General features: G+C 29.0%; 18 protein-coding genes and 5 tRNA genes. 19 read left to right on the top strand and 4 right to left on the bottom strand.

All coding sequences use genetic code 11. The features are described 5' to 3' along the window. Nucleotides 1-11: 11 nt before the first annotated feature. The 11 genes from I4U66_RS09750 (at nucleotide 12) to I4U66_RS09700 (ending at nucleotide 8,532) form a co-directional block, all read left to right on the top strand. Complete coding sequence (locus I4U66_RS09750) at nucleotides 12-2,006, top strand: DHH family phosphoesterase (RefSeq protein ID WP_092921659.1); 1,995 nt, start codon at nucleotides 12-14, stop codon at nucleotides 2,004-2,006. Beyond that, nucleotides 2,007-2,456, top strand: a complete 450-nt coding sequence (gene rplI, locus I4U66_RS09745) for a 50S ribosomal protein L9 (RefSeq protein ID WP_092921657.1) — start codon at nucleotides 2,007-2,009, stop codon at nucleotides 2,454-2,456. A gap of 24 nt (nucleotides 2,457-2,480) precedes the next feature. Next, the gene (gene dnaB, locus I4U66_RS09740) at nucleotides 2,481-3,809 is read left to right on the top strand and encodes a replicative DNA helicase (protein WP_092921655.1); all 1,329 of its coding nucleotides are present in this window, start codon (nucleotides 2,481-2,483) and stop codon (nucleotides 3,807-3,809) included. A gap of 221 nt (nucleotides 3,810-4,030) precedes the next feature. Then, the gene (locus I4U66_RS09735) at nucleotides 4,031-4,336 is read left to right on the top strand and encodes a hypothetical protein (protein WP_141664371.1); all 306 of its coding nucleotides are present in this window, start codon (nucleotides 4,031-4,033) and stop codon (nucleotides 4,334-4,336) included. A 78-nt stretch (nucleotides 4,337-4,414) separates the two neighbouring features. Next, the gene (locus I4U66_RS09730) at nucleotides 4,415-5,704 is read left to right on the top strand and encodes an adenylosuccinate synthase (RefSeq protein ID WP_092921651.1); all 1,290 of its coding nucleotides are present in this window, start codon (nucleotides 4,415-4,417) and stop codon (nucleotides 5,702-5,704) included. Between the two features lie 413 nt (nucleotides 5,705-6,117). Continuing rightward, nucleotides 6,118-6,193 (top strand) — tRNA-Lys (locus I4U66_RS09725). 20 nt (nucleotides 6,194-6,213) lie between these two features. After that, nucleotides 6,214-6,288, top strand: a tRNA-Glu gene (locus I4U66_RS09720). 4 nt (nucleotides 6,289-6,292) lie between these two features. Continuing rightward, nucleotides 6,293-6,368: transfer RNA gene (locus tag I4U66_RS09715), tRNA-Val, on the top strand. Between the two features lie 5 nt (nucleotides 6,369-6,373). Beyond that, nucleotides 6,374-6,450 (top strand) — tRNA-Asp (locus tag I4U66_RS09710). A 15-nt stretch (nucleotides 6,451-6,465) separates the two neighbouring features. Further along, nucleotides 6,466-6,540: transfer RNA gene (locus I4U66_RS09705), tRNA-Thr, on the top strand. Nucleotides 6,541-6,852: 312 nt separating this feature from the next. Beyond that, the gene (locus I4U66_RS09700; RefSeq protein WP_195928820.1) at nucleotides 6,853-8,532 is read left to right on the top strand and encodes an MFS transporter; all 1,680 of its coding nucleotides are present in this window, start codon (nucleotides 6,853-6,855) and stop codon (nucleotides 8,530-8,532) included. Between the two features lie 86 nt (nucleotides 8,533-8,618). Here the strand turns inward: I4U66_RS09700 and I4U66_RS09695 are convergent, their stop codons facing one another. Further along, a complete protein-coding gene (locus I4U66_RS09695) occupies nucleotides 8,619-9,611 on the bottom strand; it encodes an ATP-binding protein (RefSeq protein ID WP_092921647.1) in 993 nt (330 codons plus the stop codon). A gap of 8 nt (nucleotides 9,612-9,619) precedes the next feature. Next, nucleotides 9,620-10,672, bottom strand: a complete 1,053-nt coding sequence (locus tag I4U66_RS09690; RefSeq protein WP_092921645.1) for a DnaD domain protein — start codon at nucleotides 10,670-10,672, stop codon at nucleotides 9,620-9,622. Between the two features lie 150 nt (nucleotides 10,673-10,822). Between I4U66_RS09690 and I4U66_RS09685 the strand changes: the two genes are divergently transcribed. From I4U66_RS09685 to rlmH, 3 genes are all read left to right on the top strand, one after another. After that, nucleotides 10,823-12,295: a M1 family metallopeptidase gene (locus I4U66_RS09685; RefSeq protein WP_176698620.1), complete on the top strand. Its 1,473-nt coding sequence runs from the start codon at nucleotides 10,823-10,825 to the stop codon at nucleotides 12,293-12,295. A gap of 87 nt (nucleotides 12,296-12,382) precedes the next feature. Beyond that, nucleotides 12,383-13,177: an MBL fold metallo-hydrolase gene (locus tag I4U66_RS09680; protein ID WP_195928817.1), complete on the top strand. Its 795-nt coding sequence runs from the start codon at nucleotides 12,383-12,385 to the stop codon at nucleotides 13,175-13,177. 46 nt (nucleotides 13,178-13,223) lie between these two features. Continuing rightward, nucleotides 13,224-13,703, top strand: coding sequence for a 23S rRNA (pseudouridine(1915)-N(3))-methyltransferase RlmH (gene rlmH / locus I4U66_RS09675; protein ID WP_092921641.1), 480 nt, complete (start codon nucleotides 13,224-13,226; stop codon nucleotides 13,701-13,703). 193 nt (nucleotides 13,704-13,896) lie between these two features. On the opposite strand, the gene I4U66_RS09670 is transcribed toward rlmH, so the two are convergent. Then, complete coding sequence (locus I4U66_RS09670; RefSeq protein WP_166506160.1) at nucleotides 13,897-15,276, bottom strand: GntP family permease; 1,380 nt, start codon at nucleotides 15,274-15,276, stop codon at nucleotides 13,897-13,899. Between the two features lie 484 nt (nucleotides 15,277-15,760). On the opposite strand from I4U66_RS09670, the gene I4U66_RS09665 reads away from it, so the two are divergent. From I4U66_RS09665 to I4U66_RS09645, 5 genes are all read left to right on the top strand, one after another. Beyond that, on the top strand, nucleotides 15,761-16,903 hold the full coding sequence (locus tag I4U66_RS09665) for a 5-bromo-4-chloroindolyl phosphate hydrolysis family protein (protein ID WP_195928815.1): 1,143 nt from the start codon (nucleotides 15,761-15,763) through the stop codon (nucleotides 16,901-16,903). A 27-nt stretch (nucleotides 16,904-16,930) separates the two neighbouring features. Further along, nucleotides 16,931-18,079, top strand: a complete 1,149-nt coding sequence (locus I4U66_RS09660) for a toxic anion resistance protein (protein WP_092921635.1) — start codon at nucleotides 16,931-16,933, stop codon at nucleotides 18,077-18,079. 579 nt (nucleotides 18,080-18,658) lie between these two features. Continuing rightward, nucleotides 18,659-19,414 carry a class I SAM-dependent methyltransferase gene (locus I4U66_RS09655; protein ID WP_166506158.1) on the top strand — a complete coding sequence of 252 codons (756 nt, stop codon included), beginning with the start codon at nucleotides 18,659-18,661 and terminating at the stop codon, nucleotides 19,412-19,414. Nucleotides 19,415-19,874: 460 nt separating this feature from the next. Beyond that, nucleotides 19,875-20,651: a nitroreductase family protein gene (locus I4U66_RS09650; RefSeq protein ID WP_166506157.1), complete on the top strand. Its 777-nt coding sequence runs from the start codon at nucleotides 19,875-19,877 to the stop codon at nucleotides 20,649-20,651. A 16-nt stretch (nucleotides 20,652-20,667) separates the two neighbouring features. Next, complete coding sequence (locus I4U66_RS09645; protein ID WP_092921631.1) at nucleotides 20,668-21,033, top strand: ArsR/SmtB family transcription factor; 366 nt, start codon at nucleotides 20,668-20,670, stop codon at nucleotides 21,031-21,033. 158 nt (nucleotides 21,034-21,191) lie between these two features. On the opposite strand, the gene I4U66_RS09640 is transcribed toward I4U66_RS09645, so the two are convergent. Continuing rightward, on the bottom strand, nucleotides 21,192-22,322 hold the full coding sequence (locus I4U66_RS09640; RefSeq protein ID WP_195928813.1) for a zinc-dependent alcohol dehydrogenase: 1,131 nt from the start codon (nucleotides 22,320-22,322) through the stop codon (nucleotides 21,192-21,194). Nucleotides 22,323-22,628: the final 306 nt, after the last annotated feature.

Genomic DNA, 22,628 nt, shown 5'->3' with positions numbered 1-22,628 from the left:
GGAGGGAAGTAATGAGGAACAAACCAGCCTTGAAAATTAATATGCCAGAAAATAATATATACATATTAATTATAGGTGTAGCAAGTACAGCACTACTTTTATATGATTTTTATGTAGGTTGCTTATTTTTCCTTATTTTCTTATATATAGTTTTCCACAATTGGAAAACTACTAATATTAGAAGGAAGGAATGGAATAATTACATTCAGAATCTATCTTTAGATATAGATGAAACAACAAAAAAAGCAATAATGAATTTACCTATTCCACTTTGTATATTAGAATTTGATGGAAAAATATCTTGGTACAATAATAAATTCCATCAGATGACGGAAACACAAGATTTATTAGGTGAAAACATTGATGATATAGTAAAGAATCTAGATCTTAGAAAAGTTTTAAATGAAAATAAAGAAATGTACACAGATGTAAAGTATAAAGACAGAGATTATACTGTAGTATACAATGTTGTAAAAAATGATCAAGAAAAAAATGCAAAATATCTAATGATGTTATATTGGTTAGATAAGACAGATTATCTAAATTTACAACAAAAGCATGAAGATGAGAAAAATTCTATGATGTTGATTCAGGTTGATGGATATGATGACGTATTAAAAAGTGCATCAGAGGATAAAAGACCAATGATAAACGTTGAAATAGAAAGAATTCTTTCTAATTTAGAAAATGCATCTAAGTCAGCATTAAAAAGAACATCAAAAGATAAATTTTTCTTAGTTATGAACAAAAAAGAACTTAAAAAACTAGAAAGTGAAAAGTTTTCTGTACTAGATAAAATAAGAGAAATAGACTATGGAAATACATTACCTGTTACTATAAGTATGGGGATAGGTGTAGATGGAGATTCCATAAATGAAAATCTAAAATTGGCGTCTGGAGCTCTTGATTTAGCTTTAGGTAGAGGTGGAGATCAAGCTGTTATAAAAACTAAAGATAAGTCAGTATTCTACGGTGGAAAATCTAAAGCAGTAGAAAAAACTACAAAAGTAAAATCAAGATTAATAGGTCATGCACTAAGAGAAATTATATTAGAAAGTGATCATGTATATATAATGGGACACAAATATCCTGATATGGATGCTCTGGGTTCGGCAGTTGGAATATATGATATATGTAAATCTTGCGGTAAAAATGCTAATATAGTGCTAGATAGTACAAATGAATCAATAGATATATTTGTAGATAGAATAGAATCTTCAGATTATTATGATGGAATATTTATAGATAGCGAAGAAGCTATAAGAAGTTGCACGAGAAATACACTTGTGGTAGTTGTTGATACCCATAGACCTAATTTTACAGAATGTAATGAACTATTAGGTATATCTGACAAAATTGTAGTGATAGACCACCACAGAAGAGGCGTTGAATTTATAAATGATACAGTACTTTTATTCCATGAAATATACGTATCATCTACGTGTGAGATGGTAACTGAGCTAGTCCAATACATGGAAGATAATGTAAAGATAAATAAATTAACTGCAGAAGGTTTATTAGCTGGTATAACTCTAGATACTAAAAACTTCGCCTTCAAAACAGGGGTAAGAACATTTGAAGCTGCATCGTATCTTAAAAAAGTAGGTGCAGATACTGTAGAAGTCAAAAAGCTATTTAACTCAGACATAAGTGATTTTATAACTAAGGCTGAAATCATACAAAGTGCTAAGATAGTTTATGGAAAAATCTGTTTAGCTTATACAGAAAGAGTAGCAGATAACATAAATATAGTAATAGCACAAGCAGCAGATGAATTATTAAATATAAAGGAAGTTGAAGCATCATTTGTTCTAGGTAAAAAAGATGATAAAATATTCATAAGTGCTAGATCATTAGGAGAAACCAATGTACATGTTCTTATGGAAAAACTAGGCGGAGGAGGGCACAAAGATATAGCAGGTGCTCAATTAGAAGGTGTTTCATTAAAAACTGCATATTCAATGGTACAAGATATAATTGACGAATGCATAAAGGAGGAGAAATAGATGAAAGTTATTTTATTAAAAGACGTTAAAGGAACTGGTAAAAAAGGTGAAGTAAAAGAAGTAAGTGATGGATACGCAAGAAACTTCTTACTTAAAAAGAAATTAGCAGTTGTAGCAGATAATACAGCAGTAAAAGAATTAGGTGAAAAGAAGAAATCTGAAGAGATAAAAGCTCAAAAAGAGTACGAAGCAGCAGTAGAATTAGGAAAGAAAATGGAAGAATTAAACGTTGTTATATATACTAAAGCTGGTGATGGTGGAAGATTATTTGGATCAATAACATCTAAAGATATAGCAGAACAAATAAAAAAACAACATTCTATAGAAGTAGATAAGAGAAAAATACACTTAGATGAACCAATAAGAGCTTTAGGTTCAAGATTCGTTGAGATAAAGATACATCAAAAAGTAACTACTAAAATGAGAGTAGATGTAAAAGAGAAACAATAGAAAAGACACTTGAGGTGATAAACAATGGAGGATATGACTAGAATTCCTCCACATAGTGTGGAATCAGAACAGTCTATATTAGGGTCTATATTACTTGATAAAGATGCAATGATAACGGTGAGTGAAACTATAAAGCCAAATGACTTTTACAAAGAAGCTCACAAAATCATATATGAGTGCATGATAAAGTTAAGTAATAAAGGTGAACCAATAGACTTAATAACCCTAACAGAAGAACTTAAAAAAGAAGGACATTTAGATGATGTAGGAGGCATAAGTTATATAACGAGTTTATCAACGATTGTCCCTACAACATCTAATGTAAAGTATTATGCAGATATAGTGAAGGAAAAATCAGTTTTAAGACAACTTATAAAAGCATCTAATGAAATTATAAGCTTAGGATATGAAGGTTCCTCGAAAATAGAAGATGTATTAGAAAAAGCAGAAAAACAGATATTTGATATATCTCAAGAAAAAGCTAGTGATGATTTTAAATCTATAAATAGCGTACTAATGGATACTTATGATATGATTGAACATCTGTACACATCAAAGAGTGAAATAACAGGAATAACAACTGGTTTTAAAGACTTAAACAAAAAGATAAATGGACTACAGAGAACAGATTTAATATTAATAGCAGCTCGTCCAGCTATGGGGAAAACTGCATTTTCATTAAATCTTGTTCAAAATGCAGCACTAAAGGGTGATGCATCTGTAGCTGTATTTAGTTTAGAGATGTCTAAAGAACAGTTAGTTCAACGTATGTTATCATCACAATCTAGTGTAGAGCTTAAAAAATTAAAAACAGGAAAGCTAGGAGAAAATGACTGGCCTAGAATAATAGATTCTATGGCAGTTTTATCTAATGCTAAGATATATATAGATGATACTCCAGGTATAAAAATATCTGAGTTAAGATCAAAATGTAGAAAACTTAAAATAGAGCAGGGATTAGATTTAATACTTATAGATTATCTTCAACTTATGGAAGGTGAAGGTAATAATGAAAGTAGACAACAAGAAATATCAAAAATATCAAGATCTTTAAAAATAATCGCAAAAGAACTTAATTGTCCGGTAGTAGCATTATCTCAGCTATCTCGTGCACCAGAACAAAGAGCAGATCATAGACCTATGCTATCAGATTTAAGAGAATCTGGAGCAATAGAGCAGGATGCAGATATAGTAATGTTTTTATATAGAGATGAATATTATCATCCAGATTCAGAAAAAAAGAACATAGGAGAGGTAATAATAGCTAAAAATAGACACGGTGAAACTGGTGCAGTAGAGCTAGTTTGGCTTGGTGAAGTTCAAAAATTTGCGGATAAATCTAGGGATATGTAAACAAGATATCCACAGAAGTTTTTTTGGAAATTGGTTAAAGTATGTGGATAAATGTAGGAAAAAAATCATAAGTGTTGAAAAATACAAAAAGACTTATCCACATTATCCACATGTAACCTGTTGATAAATGTGAATAAGTACAAAAAAAAGCAAGCTATTAGCTTGCTTTTATTGTTTACAACTTAATATTTATAAATACAAATTTTTTATGGGGGAAAAATGTGTTGCATATAAATGTATTATATATATATCCAAAAATAATAGAAATAAACAAAGAAATAAATTTATTTAGAATAATTGATAATAATATAAAGGAGACATTAGTATTTTACTGCAAAAAAGGATCTAATTATAAGATTATGATGATGGATACAATGTCTGGAGAAAATAAAGAAATTTTAGGTGTATCTAAAATAGAAGAAGTAGGAACATTTATAAAAAATATAGAAGAATCAGAAGGAATAATAAAGAGTTTAAGTAGCTTAGAAGATATAAAAAAATACATATTAAACTCAAAGTGTAAATAAAAAAGTTTGAAAATGTATCGAATGTTTGATAAAATGTATTGGTAAAGTGTTCGAAAATCTATAGTAGAGGTGAGTTATATGAAAACAGTAGCGATTGTAGGATCTCAATGGGGAGACGAAGGAAAAGGTAAAGTTATAGATTACCTTGCTACACAAGCAGATGTAGTAGTAAGAGGACAAGGTGGAAATAATGCCGGACATACATTAGTTGTAGATGGCAAAAAATTCGCTTTACGTCTAATACCATCTGGAGTATTAAATCCTAACACTATAAATGTAATAGGAAATGGTATAGTGTTTGATCCAAAAGGATTTTTAGAAGAGATAGAGACTTTAAATAAAGAAAATATAGATACTAGCAACATAAAAGTAAGTGATAGAGCCCATGTTGTATTACCATATCACAAGGAATTAGATGCACTAGCAGAAGAAGCTAGAGGAGATAACAAAATAGGGACTACAAAAAAAGGTATAGGACCTTGTTACATGGATAAAACTGAGAGATCAGGAATAAGAATATGTGACTTAATGGATAAAGACATATTTGCTAAGAAATTAAAAGCACAAATAGATGCTAAGAATAAATTAGTTCAAGGTGTATACGGAAAAGAAGCAATGTTTGACTTTGAAACTATATACAATGAGTATTTAGGATATGCAGAGCAAATAAGAAAAAATGTTGCAGATACTTCAGTTGTAGTATATGATGCTATAAAAGCTGGTAAAAAAGTATTATTCGAAGGTGCACAAGGAACATTATTAGACTTAGACTTAGGTACGTACCCATACGTTACATCTTCTCATCCAACATCAGGAGGATTCTCTATAGGAGCAGGTATTGGACCAAACATGATAAAAGATGTTGTAGGTATAGTAAAAGCATATACTACAAGAGTTGGAGAAGGACCATTTGTTACTGAATTAGATAATGAAATAGGAGAAAGAATAAGAATCCAAGGTCATGAGTTTGGTACAGTAACAGGAAGATCTAGAAGATGTGGATGGTTTGATGCTGTAATAGTTAAATATGCTGCAAGAGTAAACGGATTAACTAGTATATCATTCATGTTATTAGATGTTTTAAGTGGATTCGAAAAAATAAATATATGTACAGGATACAAAATGGGAGACAAGATAATAACAGATTTCCCAGCATCATTAGAAGATTTAGCTAAGTGCGAACCTGTATATGAAGAATTAGATGGATGGAATGAAGATTTAACAACTATAGAAAGATACGAAGATCTTCCAGAAAATGCTAAGAAATATATAGATAGAATAGAAGAAATAGTTGGAGTTAACATAGATATGGTTTCAGTAGGACCAAACAGAGCTCAAACTATAATAAGAAGAAATATATTTGCTTAATATATATAAGTGTAGTGGATTATATCCACTACACTTTTTTATATATAAAAATTAAAATATATAAAATTAAGTTAGAGATAAATATATTTTTATTTATACTTATAAAAATATATTCTACAAAAAGTTTTACTGAATAAAAAACAATTAGAATACTTACTTATAAATTAATATTTATACCCTAATTTAAGAAAAATATAGATTAGATAATTGGTAAAAATCTAAAATTAAGTATTTTTTAATAAAAAATTAATTTATGAACCCCTGTTATTTACTAAGGTTGAGAGAAAAATAAACAAAAAAGTAAAAAAATATAAAAAAATGTAAAAAAAGTGTTGACGAAAGTGTATGAACCTAATATAATAATATTTGTGAGTGAGAGAAACACGAACAAGCCGAAAGGCAAAAAAGGAAATGACCCATTAGCTCAGTCGGTAGAGCACCTGACTTTTAATCAGGGTGTCCCGCGTTCGAGTCGCGGATGGGTCACCATTTTAATTTTTACTCAGCACGGCCCATTGGTCAAGCGGTCAAGACACCGCCCTTTCACGGCGGTAACAGGGGTTCGATTCCCCTATGGGTCACCATTTTGGGACTATAGCTCAGCTGGGAGAGCACCTGCCTTACAAGCAGGGGGTCACAGGTTCGAGCCCTGTTAGTCCCACCAATTGCGGCCTGGTAGTTCAGCTGGTTAGAATGCCAGCCTGTCACGCTGGAGGTCGAGGGTTCGAGTCCCTTCCAGGTCGCCAATTTAAATATTATATGCTGGTGTGGCTCAACGGTAGAGCAGCTGACTTGTAATCAGCAGGTTGTAGGTTCGATTCCTATCACCAGCTCCAATCAAACTCTTAGATTTTATCTAAGAGTTTTTTATTGTGTAAATATAATTTTAATTAATATATGAATAAATATCCTCTATAAGGGTATATAGGATAGTATTGGCTAAAATTAAATTTTTCCAATATTAGTAGGTAATGTAAGGGGAAATATAAAATTTCTTATATCATAAAATTGTAGTTATTTTAATATGGAATATTTATATATAGAATATTAAACTTTAAAATAGTTATAATTAAAATTTTTAAATAGAATATGAAGCAATAACTCTTACATTATAAGCATTTATAATTATGAATAGGAGTGAGTTTTTCATGAGTGAAGCATTAAAAAAGAAGAGTACAAGCATCGCTATGTTAGTATTTTTACTTGGAATTTTTATGGGGGCTATGGACTCTGGAATAGTATCACCAGCAAGAAATGTAATAGCTAGTGGACTTGGAATATCAGAATCAGCTAGCGTGTGGATGATAACCATATATACTTTAGCATATGCTGTATCTATGCCAATAACAGGTAAGTTAGCAGATACATATGGTAGAAAAAAGGTATATATGATTTGTGTTACATTATTTGCCACAGGTTCTTTACTTTGTGGAATATCAGATATAGTAGGGAGCTATGGATTTTTACTAACTTCAAGAGTTATCGAAGCAATAGGTGGCGGAGGTATAATGCCAATAGCCACAGCATATATAGGCTCATCTTTCCCTGAAGAAAAAAGAGGGTCAGCACTTGGATTAGTTGGAGGAATATATGGAATAGCAACTGTTCTTGGACCAACGCTAGGAAGTTTTATACTTTCTGTGGCTGGAGATGGTAAATGGGGATATTTATTTTTAATAAATGTACCTATAAGCATTGTTATAATAGGAGCAGCGTTAAAACTAGAAGAAAATAAAAAAGACTCAGATATTAAAAAAATGGACATTTGGGGGTCTTTAATATTAAGTATTTTAATTGCATCATTAATGTATGCTTTAACAAATCTTAAATTCTATGATTTTGGAAATTCAATTAAGACATTAGATGTTTGGCCATATTTATTAATATCTATAATAATGGTTCCAATATTTATATATATAGAAAAAAGAGCAGAAGACCCTGTCTTAAACTTAAGTTTCTTTACTAATAAGCAAATAGCATTAACTTTATTTATAAGTCTTATAGTGGGATGTGGACTTATGAGTACTGTATTTTTACCACAATTTGCTGAAAATGTATTAAAATTAAAAAGAGGTAGTGGTGGTTATATAGTAACTTTATTTGCTGTATTTACTGGTATATCAGCTCCACTTGGTGGTAAGTTTATAGATAAATTTGGTGTTAAGAGATTATTATTACTAGGATTTTTAGCTAATATATTCGGTGTATTATATCAGGCAGTTATAACTGCAAATCATCCCAATTTCACAAACTTAACTATAGGATTAGTATTTATGGGCATAGGTATGGGATTTACCATGGGAACACCTGTAAATTATTTAATGATGAGTTTAGTTAAACCAGAAGAAATATCAATGGGGCAATCAACAGTTTCATTACTTCGCTCTATAGGTGTAGCTATATCACCTAACTTACTGATAAACTTCGTATCAGATGCAGGCAGAAATGTACCAGGTGCAATAGAAAAAGTAATGCCACATATACAAGGGATAACAGGAGGTGCATTAGGAAGTAGTACAGCATCAGCAGATATGATGAATAAATTACAAAATGCAGATGTTACTAATATATTTGAAACAGTTAAATCTTTTATGATGTCTATGCTCAATGGTATACAACATGCTATGTCAGTAAATCCTAATATGGATTTTGCAGCATTAAAAAGTAATTACTTAACAAGTTTAGATAAAGCTAAACCAGCCATAGAAAATGCGTATCAATACACTATGAATCAAGGTTATGCTCACTTATTTATAGGTGTAGCTGTTATATCATTACTTGGTTTAATTGCATCTTTATTTATAAAAAGCAAAAAGAAATCTAAATAGTAATTATAAAAAATTCTATAATAAAATGATCAGAATTAACTATAAATAATACTAAAATAGGAGAAAAATATTATAATATTTTTCTCCTATTTATATCTTTCCCATCTTAAATCATTACCAACAAACTTTATAAGCCTAAACTTATCTAATATTCTAGATAAGGTTCTTTGAGTATAAGTTTTTCCTATTTGATTAGGTGATAAGTTTGTAGAGATTATTATCTTTTTACCAGATACCAATCGAGTATTAACTATATTAAAAATTTCACCACTTGTAAATGAATTATTTAGTTCAGTTCCAAGATCATCTATTATCAATAAATCACAATCGAATAGATTTTTATAATTTTCATTAGCCATTTTATTATTAGGATCTCTTCTAAACTTATAGTCTTCAATAATTTCTAGGATTTTAAAAGATGTTTGATATATAACTACATATCCTCTATCTAATAAATCTTTGGCAATACAGTTAGACATATAAGTTTTTCCCAATCCAGTAGAACCATAGAAAAGTAAATTTTCACCATTATCTTTATCGAAATCTAATACGAATTTTTCACAAATAGAGAATATATCAAGCATGTTTTCTCTAGGTGATATACCAGCACCTTCAGGTCTTACAGGTGAAAATATATCAAAATTGAAATTGGCAAAATTCTCTTTACTTAAAACTCTATCTAAATTAGACATTTTGTAAGCTTCATTGATTATTTCCTGCTTAAAACAACTACATTTTTCACCATTTGGTGTAAAACCAGTATCTTTACAGTAATTACAATCATACTTCATCTCTAAATAATTTTCAGGTATACCATGAGTTTTTAAAAGAAGAGATTTTCTAGCTTTTAGAGTATCCATTTGTTCTTTAGATTCCTTTACTATTTTTTCTCTTGAATTAGGGTCAAGTAAAACAGCCTTAGCTAGTTTAAGTCCAATTTTACTAATCTCATCTTCTATATGCTGAATTTCTGGTATTCGAGTATAAAGTTCTTTTTTTCTCTTTTCTAAGTCAAGTTCATCTGCATCTCTTTTTTGCTCGTACTTTAGCAGGATCTCTCTTATTTTACTTTCGTTCATCTAATCACCTACCTAAATTTTTCCTTCTGACTTTTTTCGATAATTCTATCTAATTCCTCTGGACTATACTGAGTGAATGTCTCATTAAAGTTATGGAACTTAGTCTTTTTATAATTTTCGGAAGTCTTATTAGAGGAAAATTTACCAACATTTTCTTTTAATTTTCTTGATTCTTCTTGTATCTTTAAATCTTGAAGATTTTTTATGCTTTTATTATTCCAACTTTTAATAACACCATCAATGTATGTTATAGAAGGATTAGAAATATTTTTGGACTTAGAACAAGCTTCAAGAATTAATTCAATATCCATATTAAATTGATCTAACCATATATCCATAGTTTCTTTTTCAGACCTAGAAGGCTGTCTAAAGAATCCTAATTCATTAAATATAGTTTTGTATATCGTATATCTTTCACTTCTAGCATTAAAACTAACCTTAACATCATCAGGAGTATATAAGTTGCTATCATACCAGTTTCTAATTATACTCTCAATATATTTAACAGGCTTGGAAGAACCAGTTCTTTCTTTTACATTTTCATAAGCATAAACAATCATATCTGGATTCATATTGTATTTATTCATTATATCTAAAATACTAATTTTTTCACCTGGGTCAAGATGTCTGCCTACAATTTGATTTATAGAGTTAAACATCTTTCTAATGCTTGGGTTTTCAGCAACAGAAACGATAGAGTCTGTATTTGATTTAATAGATTTAGTATTAACAGTGGTATTTTCTATATACTGTTTCTTTAAATCTAAAAACTCAACAGAATAATCAAATTCATCAAGGCCTTCGTTTTTGTGCATTTTAATTATATTTTTGCTTTCCCAAAACTTCCATGCTGATAACACATCTGAAAGAGGGATATTTAAGTCTTTTGCAATAGAATTATTGTTAAACTTAGGATTAGAACTTGGGTCACAAGCATTTTTATATCCAAGGAGATAAACTTTAACGTATAACCCGTCCGCCATAGGCATAAATATATCTATAAAGATATTTGGAATGGATGTATCACCTAAGTCAACCTCATTAGGTTCTTTAAAAAACATTTTATCACCTCGCTTTAAATTATATCATAAAAATGTGATATTAAATGTAGCCTACATAATTATCAAGAAGAATTATATCATAAAAAGCTATATAAATTTATCTTGCAAAAAAACTTTTAAATTATTCATGTAAAACAGGGGGGAGAAGATTTGATAATAAACTTTACTAAAAGAGTAAGAAAGCTATTATCAGTAGGAATAATAGCATTAGTTTTAGTAGCCAGTGGAGGAGTATATTTTTACAATGATAAAAAAGGAATACCTTCAGCTAACCTAGCAAATGAAAAAGAGATTAATAGATATACAATAGATGTAGTCTTCGATGATGAAAGTAAACGTTTAATGTGTAACCAAAATATAGAGTATGTAAATAATACAAAAAGCACTTTAGACAAATTATATTTTCATATATATCCAAATGCCTTTTCAAAGAGTGAATTTGCACCTTTTGAAAAATCTGAAATGAAACAAGCATATCCAAATGGATTTAATGAAGGATATATAGATTTAAAAAACATACTAAATAATGGTAAAAAATTGGCCTATAAGGTAAGTGGTGATAAGAATGATATACTAGAGGTTGAATTAAAAAATCCAATTAAGCCAGGAAATAAAGTATCTATAGATATGAAATACAATGTTAAAATACCTAATTCACAAGGTAGATTTGGGTATGGAGAAAACACAGTAAATGTAGCCAATTGGTTTCCAATAGCTAGTGTCAATGATGCCAACGGATGGAATTTAAATAGTTATGAAACAGTAGGTGATCCATTTTATAGTGATACAAGCGACTTCTATTTAAAGATACTTTTGCCTAAAAAGTATAAAATGGGATGCACAGGGAAGGTAGTAAAGGAGACATCTGATAGTGATAAGACTCTTTATGAAGTAGAAGCAAGACAAGTTAGAGATTTCGCTTTTATTTTAAGTGATAAGTTTCACGTTGATAGTGATAAATATAATGAAGTGAATATTAATACATATAATTTAAATGAAGAATTATCTAAGGATGCTACATATATCGCAAAGAGCTCTATGGAGATATTTAGTGAATTATTTGGGAAATATCCATATGATACATACTCTGTAATAGCAAGCGACTTTTTTATAGGAGGGATGGAATACCCAACTTTAATAATGATAGATCAAAGCTTGTATAATAAGAGAGATAAGTTTTTATTAGAATATGTAATTGCACACGAGACAGCGCACCAATGGTGGTATTCAGTGGTTGGAAATAATGAAATAAGTGAACCTTGGCTAGATGAAGCACTAACAGAGTATTCCACAATATTATACTTTGAAAAAAAATATGGAGATAAACTAGCTAAAAAATTAATAGATAATATGGAGTTACAGGCCAAAAGCTATCGTAGTGAAGATATATTTAAACCAGTAACAGGGTATTCAAACTCAATTGAATATAGTTTAAATGTGTATACTAAAGGGGCTTTAGCTTTCCATGAAGTAAGAAAAGAAGTGGGAGATAAGGTATTTTTTGATACTTTAAAGGAATATTACTCTACATATATGCACAAAAATGTAAGTAGTGCAGAGTTTGTAAAGTTATGGAATGATAAAGGTGTAGATATAGATAAAATTATAAAAGAATACAAGTAAATTTTAACTCAAGCATTAAATAATTATTTAATGCTTGAGTTTTTTGGTATAATATAATCTATGACAATGAGAAGACGAGGTGAATAAATGCTAAAATACTGTTCAATAGGAAGTGGAAGTAGCGGAAATTGCCATTATATAGAGTATAAAGATACAGGAATATTAGTAGATGCAGGTCTTAGTGGAAAGAGAATAACAACAGGACTTGATGATATAGGAATAAACATGGAAAATATAAAAGGAATATTCATAACTCATGAACATTCAGACCATATAAAAGGTGCAGGGATAATGTCTAGAAAATATAATATACCTATATTTGCAAATGTAAAAACATGGTGTGCTATGAAAGATAAATTAGGAAATATAGAAAGTAATAATATGAAGGTATTTGAAAATGATAAAACTTACTCTTTAGGAGATGTGGTAATAAGACCATTTTCAATACCACACGATGCATCGGACGCAGTAGGATACAACTTCTACACAGGGAATGATAAGATGTCTATAGCTACAGATATAGGATATATAGATGACAATATAAGAAGACATTTATATAAATCAAAATTAGTAATATTAGAATCAAATTATGACCCTAATATGCTTATGATGGGGTCTTACCCATACTCATTAAAAAAGAGGGTGATGTCAGAGGAAGGGCATTTATCAAATGAAGATGCAGCTAAATTCTGTGTTGAGCTTATAAATAACGGAACGGAAAGAATATTATTAGCTCATTTAAGTAAAGAAAATAACTTCCCAGAACTAGCATATGAGACATCTAAGAGTATACTTACTCAAAATGATATAATAGTTGGACAAGATGTTAAGTTAGATGTTTTATTAAGAGAAGAAGTTTCAGATATATACAAAGTTAAATAAATATTACTTACAAAGACATAAATAAAGAGAATAAAGGAGAATTCTTATGAATATAACGGTTATTAGCGTAGGTAAATTAAAAGAAAAGTATTTAAAATTAGGAATAGAAGAATTTTCAAAAAGATTATCTAAGTATTGTAAACTAGATTTAATAGAATTAGATGATGAAAAATGTCCAGAAAACTTAAGCCCAAAGGACATGTTAATAGTTAAAGAAAAGGAAGGTAAAAAAATTCTAGGAAAAATAAAGAGTAATAGTTATGTTATAGCACTTGCTATTGATGGAAAGAATTTATCTTCTGAAGAATTAGCAGATACTATGAGCAAGTTAGCTGTTAGAGGTAATAGTCATATAACTTTTGTTATAGGAGGTTCTTTAGGGCTTTGTGAAGAAGTATTGAAGAGAGCTGATTATAAATTATCTTTTTCTAAGATGACTTTCCCTCATCAGTTAATGAAACTTATACTTTTAGAGCAAGTTTATAGAGCGTTTAGAATAAATAATAATGAACCGTATCACAAGTAAAGTATAACTCTCTTGTGATATACTGAAAAGATTCTAGTGATAATATTAGTATCCATAAGAAAAAAGACGTGAAGGAATGCGTGAATTTACACAATGGATAATTTTTTCCATAGATCATGCTAAATATATAACCACACCTAAGGATTTAATATATTGAAAATTCTAAAGTGTGGTTATTTTTATACCATTACTCTTAAGTATATAATATAGATGTAGTAATAACGACCAATGCGGTTACTAATATAGGTATAACAACAGAGGTAATAAAAATATCTTTATAGGAATCCTTATGAGTAAGGCTACAAATAGCAAGTGTTGTTATTACTGCTCCATTATGAGGTAAGGTATCAAGTCCACCAGAAGCTAAAGCAGCTATTCTATGCATTATTTCAGGAGAAATATTAAGGGATTGACTCATTGCTATAAAGGTAGATGATAGAGCATCTAGTGTTATAGTAAGTCCTCCAGAGGCAGATGCTGTAATACCACAAATTATGTTCACTGATAAAGCTTCTGAAATTATTGGATTAGAGGATACATTTAATATCATTGATTGCAAAGCAATAAATACAGGCAATGATTTTATAACACTTCCATACCCAACAATAGCACTAGAACTAAGCAGTGGTAAAAAGGAATTTGATATACCTTCATTAAGAACTTTATTTAAGTTAGAAATTTTCCTAAAGTTAGTTATTATTATAAATAATGTGGATATAACTATAGAGATAATTACACTCCATGTGCCAGACACATTATCTAGTGATAAGTTATATTTACTCAAATAAGAGCCATCGATTAATTGGTAAAATATTTTTGAAAAGAATAAATTACTTAAAAATATAATTAATATAGGTGTTACTGCTAAAAATATACTTGGAATATTCTTATCTTCATTAGAGCTATCCTCAATATAATGATTTCCATATCCTTCTAGATTCTCATGTGCTTTTCTAACGCGATATGTAAGCCAAGCCATACCAAGTAATAGCATTAATACACTAGCTATAATTCCTATAAGGGGTGCAGCAAAAGTATCTGTACCAAAGTACCTCATAGGAATAACATTTTGTATTTCAGGAGTACCTGGAAGAGCTGTCATTGTAAAGGTAAATGACCCTAGAGCAATAGTTCCTGGAATTAATCTCTTTGGAATATCAGATTCCTTAAATAAAACATTGGCAATAGGATATAATACGAAGGCAACTGTAAATAAAGAAACCCCTCCATATGTAAGAAGTGCACCAGCAAGTACTACTGCTAATATAGTTTTATTTTTACCTAAATTTTTAGTAATGAAATTTGCTATGGATTTAGCATAAAGAGCTTCTTCCATTAATTTAGCAAAGATTGCACCTGTTAAGAAAATAGGGAAGTAGTTCTTTACGAAATTTGCAAACCCACCCATATATACTTCAGTATAATGAACCATTAACTGTGTATTAGTATCTCCACCTATTAAAAATACTGTAAGTAAGGCAACTAAGGGAGCTGTAATAATAGTTGAATACCCTTTGTAGGCTAAGAATATTATCAAAGATAATGATAAAATTAATCCGATTATGCTTATCATATTAAAATGTCCTCTTTCAATTTAAAATTTTAAAGTAGCTTATCTTATGATACCCAAAATGATTAAATTAAAAACAAGGTAAGTTGCTCTTACTAGACAACTTATGATAAAAAATATTATATTTGTGATTTCATCTATTCTTGAGTTTCTTTCCATATACAGATATAGAGAAATTAAAAAATATACTAATATAATAGAATAAAAAGCGACATCCTTTGGGGGTGTAACGGAGAACCGTATCATAAATAAGCAAGATACATAGCCTCAGATGTTGATATGACTTACTTAAGGCTATATTTATTAGCAAAGGTATTGTATCATAAGTAATAATGTATTTATAAAATATATTTATTATATTCCTTTTAAGTTAGCAGTTACAATTAGCTAAATTATAAGATATAATAAACTTAAAATATTAACATAACGGTATAGTATATATCTAGACTTATGTTAATTATAAGAAAAATAATCTGGAGGCAAGATAATGGATAAAAAGGATTTTTCTAATTTAGAAGACCAAATTATGTCTACAGTTAGCAATGCACTTAAAGCAATAGATTTAGCTAATTTTAAAAAGGATGTTAACGATAAAACTGAGGATACCTTAAATCAATTTAAATCAAAGCTTAATGAATATAGTGAAAAATATATGGGCTTAAATAAAAAATCTAAAAATAATATATCAACATATATTAGTAAAAGACCAGCTGGAAGTATATCGGGAATACTTTATATATTATTCGGAGCGAGTGGAAGTTTAGTTTTTGGCTCTTCAGTGTTGATATTTCTAATAGTTAATACATTCTTCAGTGGAATTATTTTAGGTAGCAACATTATTTTTGGAGTTCTATTTTTATTCCTTGCAGTAAGTGTAGGTTTATTATTAAGAGGAATAAATTTAAGAAAAAGAGTAAAACGTTTTAAGAAGTATGTAAGGTTTATTGATGACAATAGTTATTTCTTAATTAAGGACTTAGCTAAATTTGCCAAAGAAAAAGAGAGTTTTGTTGTTAAAGATCTAAGTAAAATGATTGACTTAGGTATGTTTTTAGAAGGACATATAGATGAAGAAAAAACTTACTTTATGTTAAGTGATGAAGTTTATGGTGACTATTTAAATTTAAAAAAGCAACAAATGGTTAAAGAGAGCAATAATGAAAAATTAAATGAAGAAATAGAAAATTTAGAAAAAGAAGAAATAGAATCTACAATTAAAATAGGAAGAAATTATATTGAACAAATAAAAAGTATAAGAAATGATCTTTATAAAGAAGAAATAGCTATAAAGTTAGATAAATTAGGAAACATTTCAAACCAAATCCTTATTCAAGTTGAAAAGAATCCTAAAAAGATACAAGAAGTTAATAAATTTATAAATCATTATCTTCCTATTACTATAAAATTAATTAGTTCGTACAAAGATATAAACAATCAATTAGTTCAAGGTGAGAATATAGAAAGTGCTAAAAGTGAAATTGAAAAGAGTATTGATCTTATTAATAGCGCTTTTGAAAATTTATTAGATGATTTATTTGAAGATGTTGTTTTAGATATTTCTGCAGATATTTCTGTTCTTAAAACATTATTTAAACAAGAGGGATTAGCAGAAGACGATTTTAAAAAGTAAGTTTTAAATAAAAGGGAGGCATTAAAAATGAGTGATGAATTCAAAGAAGGGTCTATTGATATAAAACCAGAATTAACTTTTCAACCATTCCAAGATGAGGTGCTTAATGTAAAAGTAAAAGAGGAAAAAGTAGAAGAAAAAATAATTGATGAAATACAACTTACAGAAGAAGAAAAAAAGATGGTTGATCAATTTGTAGATAAAATAGAGATAAATGATTCAAATTCTATTTTACAATATGGGGTAGGTGCTCAAAAGAAAATTTCTGATTTTTCACAGTCAGCGCTGAATAATGTAAAAACTAAAGATTTAGGTGAAATTGGGGAAATATTATCTAGTGTAGTTCATGAATTAAAGAATTTTGAAGAATCCGAAGAGAAAAAAGGAATTTTAGGTTTCTTTAAAAAAGGTAAGGATAAGATTTCCCAAATGAAAATAAAATATGAAAATGTAGATAAGAATATTAGTAAAATGTGTAATGTTCTTGAATCGCATCAAATACAGCTTTTAAAAGATATTGCTATGCTAGATAAGATGTATGAAATAAATAAAGTATACTTTAAAGAGCTTTCTATGTATATCTTAGCTGGTAAAAAGAAACTTCAAAAACTAGAAAAGGAAGAACTTCCTAAATTGCAAGAAAAAGCAAGAAATAGTGGGAACCCTCAGGATGCTCAAGAATTGAATGATTTTGTAGCTCTTTGCAATCGTTTTGAAAAGAAAATTCACGATTTAGAATTAACTAAAATGATTTCTTTACAAATGGCTCCACAAATTCGTTTAATTCAAAATAATGATGCATTAATGTCTGAAAAAATACAATCTACAATTATAAATACTATTCCACTTTGGAAAAATCAAATGGTTTTAGCACTTGGAGTTGCTCACGCTGCTAATGCTGCAAGAGTTCAAAGAGAAGTAACAGATATGACAAATGAACTTTTACGTAAAAATGCAGAAATATTAAAAACTTCAACTATAGAAACTGCAAAAGAGTCTGAAAGAGGAATTGTTGATATTGAAACACTTAGAGCTACAAATGAGTCATTAATTTCAACTCTTGATGAAATACTTAATATACAAACAGAAGGACGTCAAAAACGTAGGGAAGCCGAAGTTGAATTAAGAAATATTGAAAATCAATTAAAAAATAAGCTTTTAGCTTTTAAATATTAGTATATATACTTCACTTATTGCTGATACGGTGAATCATATCATAAATAAGTACATTTTTTAATAGTTAGATAAAATTTAAGTATATGAAATAGGGGTTAATAAAACATAGATTGTTAGTTCAGATTCATTAGGTACATTAATAAAAGGCTTGCAATTACTTGGTTTACAAGTATTTGTGAGTCTTTTATTATAAGGTAAATTATAGATATTTTCAGATTTACTTATTAATGGGATAATAATTCTAATGTATTTATTGTCTTGGAATGCATTATTCTAAAACAGTTCAAGATAAGGAAGTATATGACTTGTAAAAATCTAAACAATAAAAATAGATCTTTGTATGTCATGAATTATAGAATGTAGGCAAAATAGTTTATCAAATATCCTATCAAACAATATGAAAAGGAAAAAATCATAGTTTTGAAATAATTAGTAAAGAAGAATACAAGACCTAGCTATAGAAATCTATCTATAAAAAATATTTCTATATAGATAGAATTTTATGGTCTTATATACTGAATGTGAATAAATCATAAATTATATGCAATATTATTTGTATTAGCTTAGAAGGTTAGAGATATGAATGAAAATAAATTTAATGGTATGGGAAAAATATATTCTAAATATCGTCTATCATATCCTTTCGACTTTATTGATTATCTTTTTACAGATGTAGGAATATCTCAAAGGAGTATTATTGCTGATATAGGCTCTGGTACTGGTATTTTAACTCGGCAACTACTTGAAAAAGGTAGTAAGGTATATGGTATTGAACCTAATGCTGATATGCGTGATATTGCTGAAACTAATTTAAATAATTTTCTTGGATTTACATCTGTTAATGGAAATGCTGAGAATACTACTATTGACGACAATAGCGTTGATTATATCACTGTTGCACAGGCTTTCCATTGGTTTGATAGGGAAAGATTTAAAAAAGAGTGCCAGCGTATTTTGAAACCTGAAGAAAAAGTGATTTTGGTTTGGAATATTAGAGATAATAACAATGAATTAGTTATAGAAAACTATGAAGTTAATCGCAAATATTGCCCAAATTTCAAAGGTTTTTCTGATGGAATGTATGGTAAAACTAATAAGGACGATTTTTCAGATTTTTTTAACGGTAAATATGAAACAAAAGTTTTTCCTAACAATTTAATTTTTGATATGGATGAATTTATTGGACGAAATCTATCATCCTCATATGCCCTAAAAAGTAATGATTCACAGTATAATAACTACGTTAATGAATTAAAAAAAATTTATAAAAAATATAGCAATAACGGACAACTTATAATGCCGAATTTAACACGTAGCTATGTTGGAGATGTATAGAAAATAAGCACCATATTAAGTTTAATAAATTTGGCGGTTTAAATAGTTAATACTTAAAATAAGAATAAATAAGGGATGTAAATATAAGAGGAATATAGGATATAAAAGGGAAATAAAATCGTGCTCATTTAAAGCTGTAACGGAGCACCGCACCATAAGTAAGGGATAATAGCTTAACTGAAATCTAATATAAGAATAAGTTAATAAAAATTAGCACTAATCTTGCGAGATGGAGTGCTTTTTTCTTTGCAATTAATTTCTATATCAAGTTCGATTACTTTAATTTCAATTTGTATGTAATTAAAAATATATTACTCTTGCTAGTTAAACTAACAATAATAACTAAAAGTAGTGTTATTAATAAAATTTAATGGTAATCAAATTCTTTACCAATGAAATTTTAAAATATTTAAATGTTATAATGGTTTAAACAAATAAACGAAAGGCAGATGAATATATTATGAAAGAGCAACACATAATTGAAGTTAACAAAGATCTTTGCATTGGGTGTGGCCTTTGTAAAAATGATTGTCCGGTAAATAATATAATTATTAAAGATAAAAAATCAGTAATAAAAAATCAAGATTGTATAAAGTGCGGTCACTGTGCAGCAATATGTCCAAAAGAAGCTATTACACTGACAGGATTTGATGAACCACCAATAGAACTTTCAAAACAACCTGTTTTAGATTCAGATGAATTATTAATGGCAATTAAATCAAGAAGAACTATCCGTAAGTTTAAAAATAAAAAATTACCTTCAGAAATTATACAAAAAATTATTGAGGCAGGTAGATTTACACCTAGTGCTAAAAATGCACAAAATGTATCATACATTGTTTTGGGTGAGGACAAAAGTAAGTATGAGAAAATAGCAGTGAAATTTTTTAGAAGAATAAAATCAATTGTAAGCCTTTTTATGAAAAGTGCAAAAGAAGTTACGATTGATGATAACTTCTTTTTTAAACAGGCACCTATTGCAATAATGGTAGTAACTAAAGATAAGGTTAGTGGATCGCTTGCAGCATCAAATATGGCACTAATGGCAGAGTCTTGTGGATTGGGTGTACTATATAGTGGATTTTTTACAAGTGTAGTAAACCATTCACCAAAATTACGAAGACATTTAAATCTAAAACGCAATGATTATGTGGTTACAACGCTAGTTCTTGGATATCCAGATGTGAAATACAGACGTACTGCACAAAAAGAAACAGCTAATGTAAGATACTTATAAGTGTGAGGAGAAGTTTATGGAAAAAGAATGTGAAGAAAGATTAAAAGAAATAACATCAAAATTTAAAATATGTCGTAAGGCAATTTCTGCTATCGGTGACGAAACAAGGCAATTGATCTTACTTACTCTATTAGAGAGTGATTTTAATGGAATTCGAGTGGGAGAAATTACAGAAAAAACTCATCTCTCACGTCCTGCTGTATCTCATCATCTTAAAATACTCAAAGAAGCAGAGATTGTGAATGTACGTCGAGAAGGAACAAAAAACTTTTATTACCTCGATTCAAAGGAATCACAATGGAAAAACCTAACAGAACTAATGAATCTTATATTTATGGGGGTACAACACATTAGTAAAGATGACACTAGAAAAGGGGAGTAAATCAAAGTTATTGTAGATATAAATAGCATCATTAACTTCTGGTTGGTATTATAAAATAAAGAATTTAAAAACAGAGGCACTATTGTCACCTTAAAGATATGATCTGTAGAGTAAGGTACAGAGAACCGTATCACAAGTAAGTGATACGGTTTTTATAATTATGGTTTTAAGACTACCTTTATACAGTTATCTAATTTACTATCAAATATATCATAGGCATGTTTACCTTCAGATAATGACAACTTATGAGTAATAATATCAGTAGGATTATATTCACCTTTTTTGATTATATCTAAAATTTTAGGCATATAAGCTTGAGCAGGGCATTGACCCATCTTTAATGTGATATTTCTAGAAAAGAAATCACCTAATGGGAACAGATTATATCTTGCACCATAAACACCAACCATCATAACAGTTCCCCCTTTTCTAACAGCTCTAGATGAAATTTCAATTGCTGACTTTGAACCTCCTTGAAGTTTTAGGAGAGTTTCAATTTTTTCAAAGTTTGACATTACACCATCCATTCCTACACAGTCTATAATAACATCCGCACCACCATGAGTAATTTCTTTTATGTACTCACCTGTATCATCATGATCTTCAAAGTTAACTGTCTCAATACCTTTGTAGGAGGCGGCATGCTTAAGTCTGTATGAAACTCTATCCACTGCAATAATTCTTCCTACATTTTTTAATATAAGCCATTTGATAACAGAAAGACCTATAGGTCCACAACCAAGTACAACAACTGTATCACCTTTTTTAACACCTGCATTATCAACACCCCAGTAAGAAGTTGGCAAAACATCCGTAAGGAAAAGTACCTGATCATCTGATAATTCTTCAGGAATTTTTATAGGCCCTACATTAGCATATGGAACCCTTAAATATTCTGCTTGCCCTCCATCATATCCACCAAAAGTATCACTATAACCAAATATACCACCACATGAGCTATATTCATTAGAGTTATCACATTGACTATATAACTCATGTTCACAATAGAAACAATGTCCACAAGATATAGGAAAAGGAACAACAACTCTATCACCTTTTTTTAATTTAGTAACATCTTTACCTACTTCTTCAACTATTCCCATTGTTTCGTGACCTAAGATTGAATTTTTTTTAAGATTTGGAATCATTCCATGAATTAAATGAAGATCTGAACCGCATATAGCAGTAGATGTAACTTTAATAATAATATCATCACTTTTTTCTAGTTTGGGATCGGCTACATCACGTACATTTACATTTTTAATTCCTTCATATACAATAGCTTTCAATAATATGCCCTCCTTGATATAGCAAAATTTACGTATAATGTAGTTTTAGATATATTAAGGCAAAATATTCTTTAGGTTGATACTGAAATATTGTATTTTGCTTGAGATATACTAAGAATAAAATATAATACTTAATATATTAATAAATATATAACTATAATGTAAAAATAACAGTATCATAAGTGATGTTAAGTCTAACTATCCATTACAACACCATACTTATTATATAGGTTAAGATATAGTTGGATTGAGGTGAAAATATTATGTAAAATAAATATAAGACGTTACAAATTGCAAAAATAATTG

It is taken from the genome of Romboutsia sp. D33t1_170424_H2, from assembly GCF_015669105.1.
Lineage (GTDB): Bacteria > Bacillota > Clostridia > Peptostreptococcales > Peptostreptococcaceae > Romboutsia_C > Romboutsia_C hominis.
The sequence above is the reverse complement of the archived record's forward strand: the minus strand, read 5'-3'. Positions and strand labels throughout refer to the sequence as shown.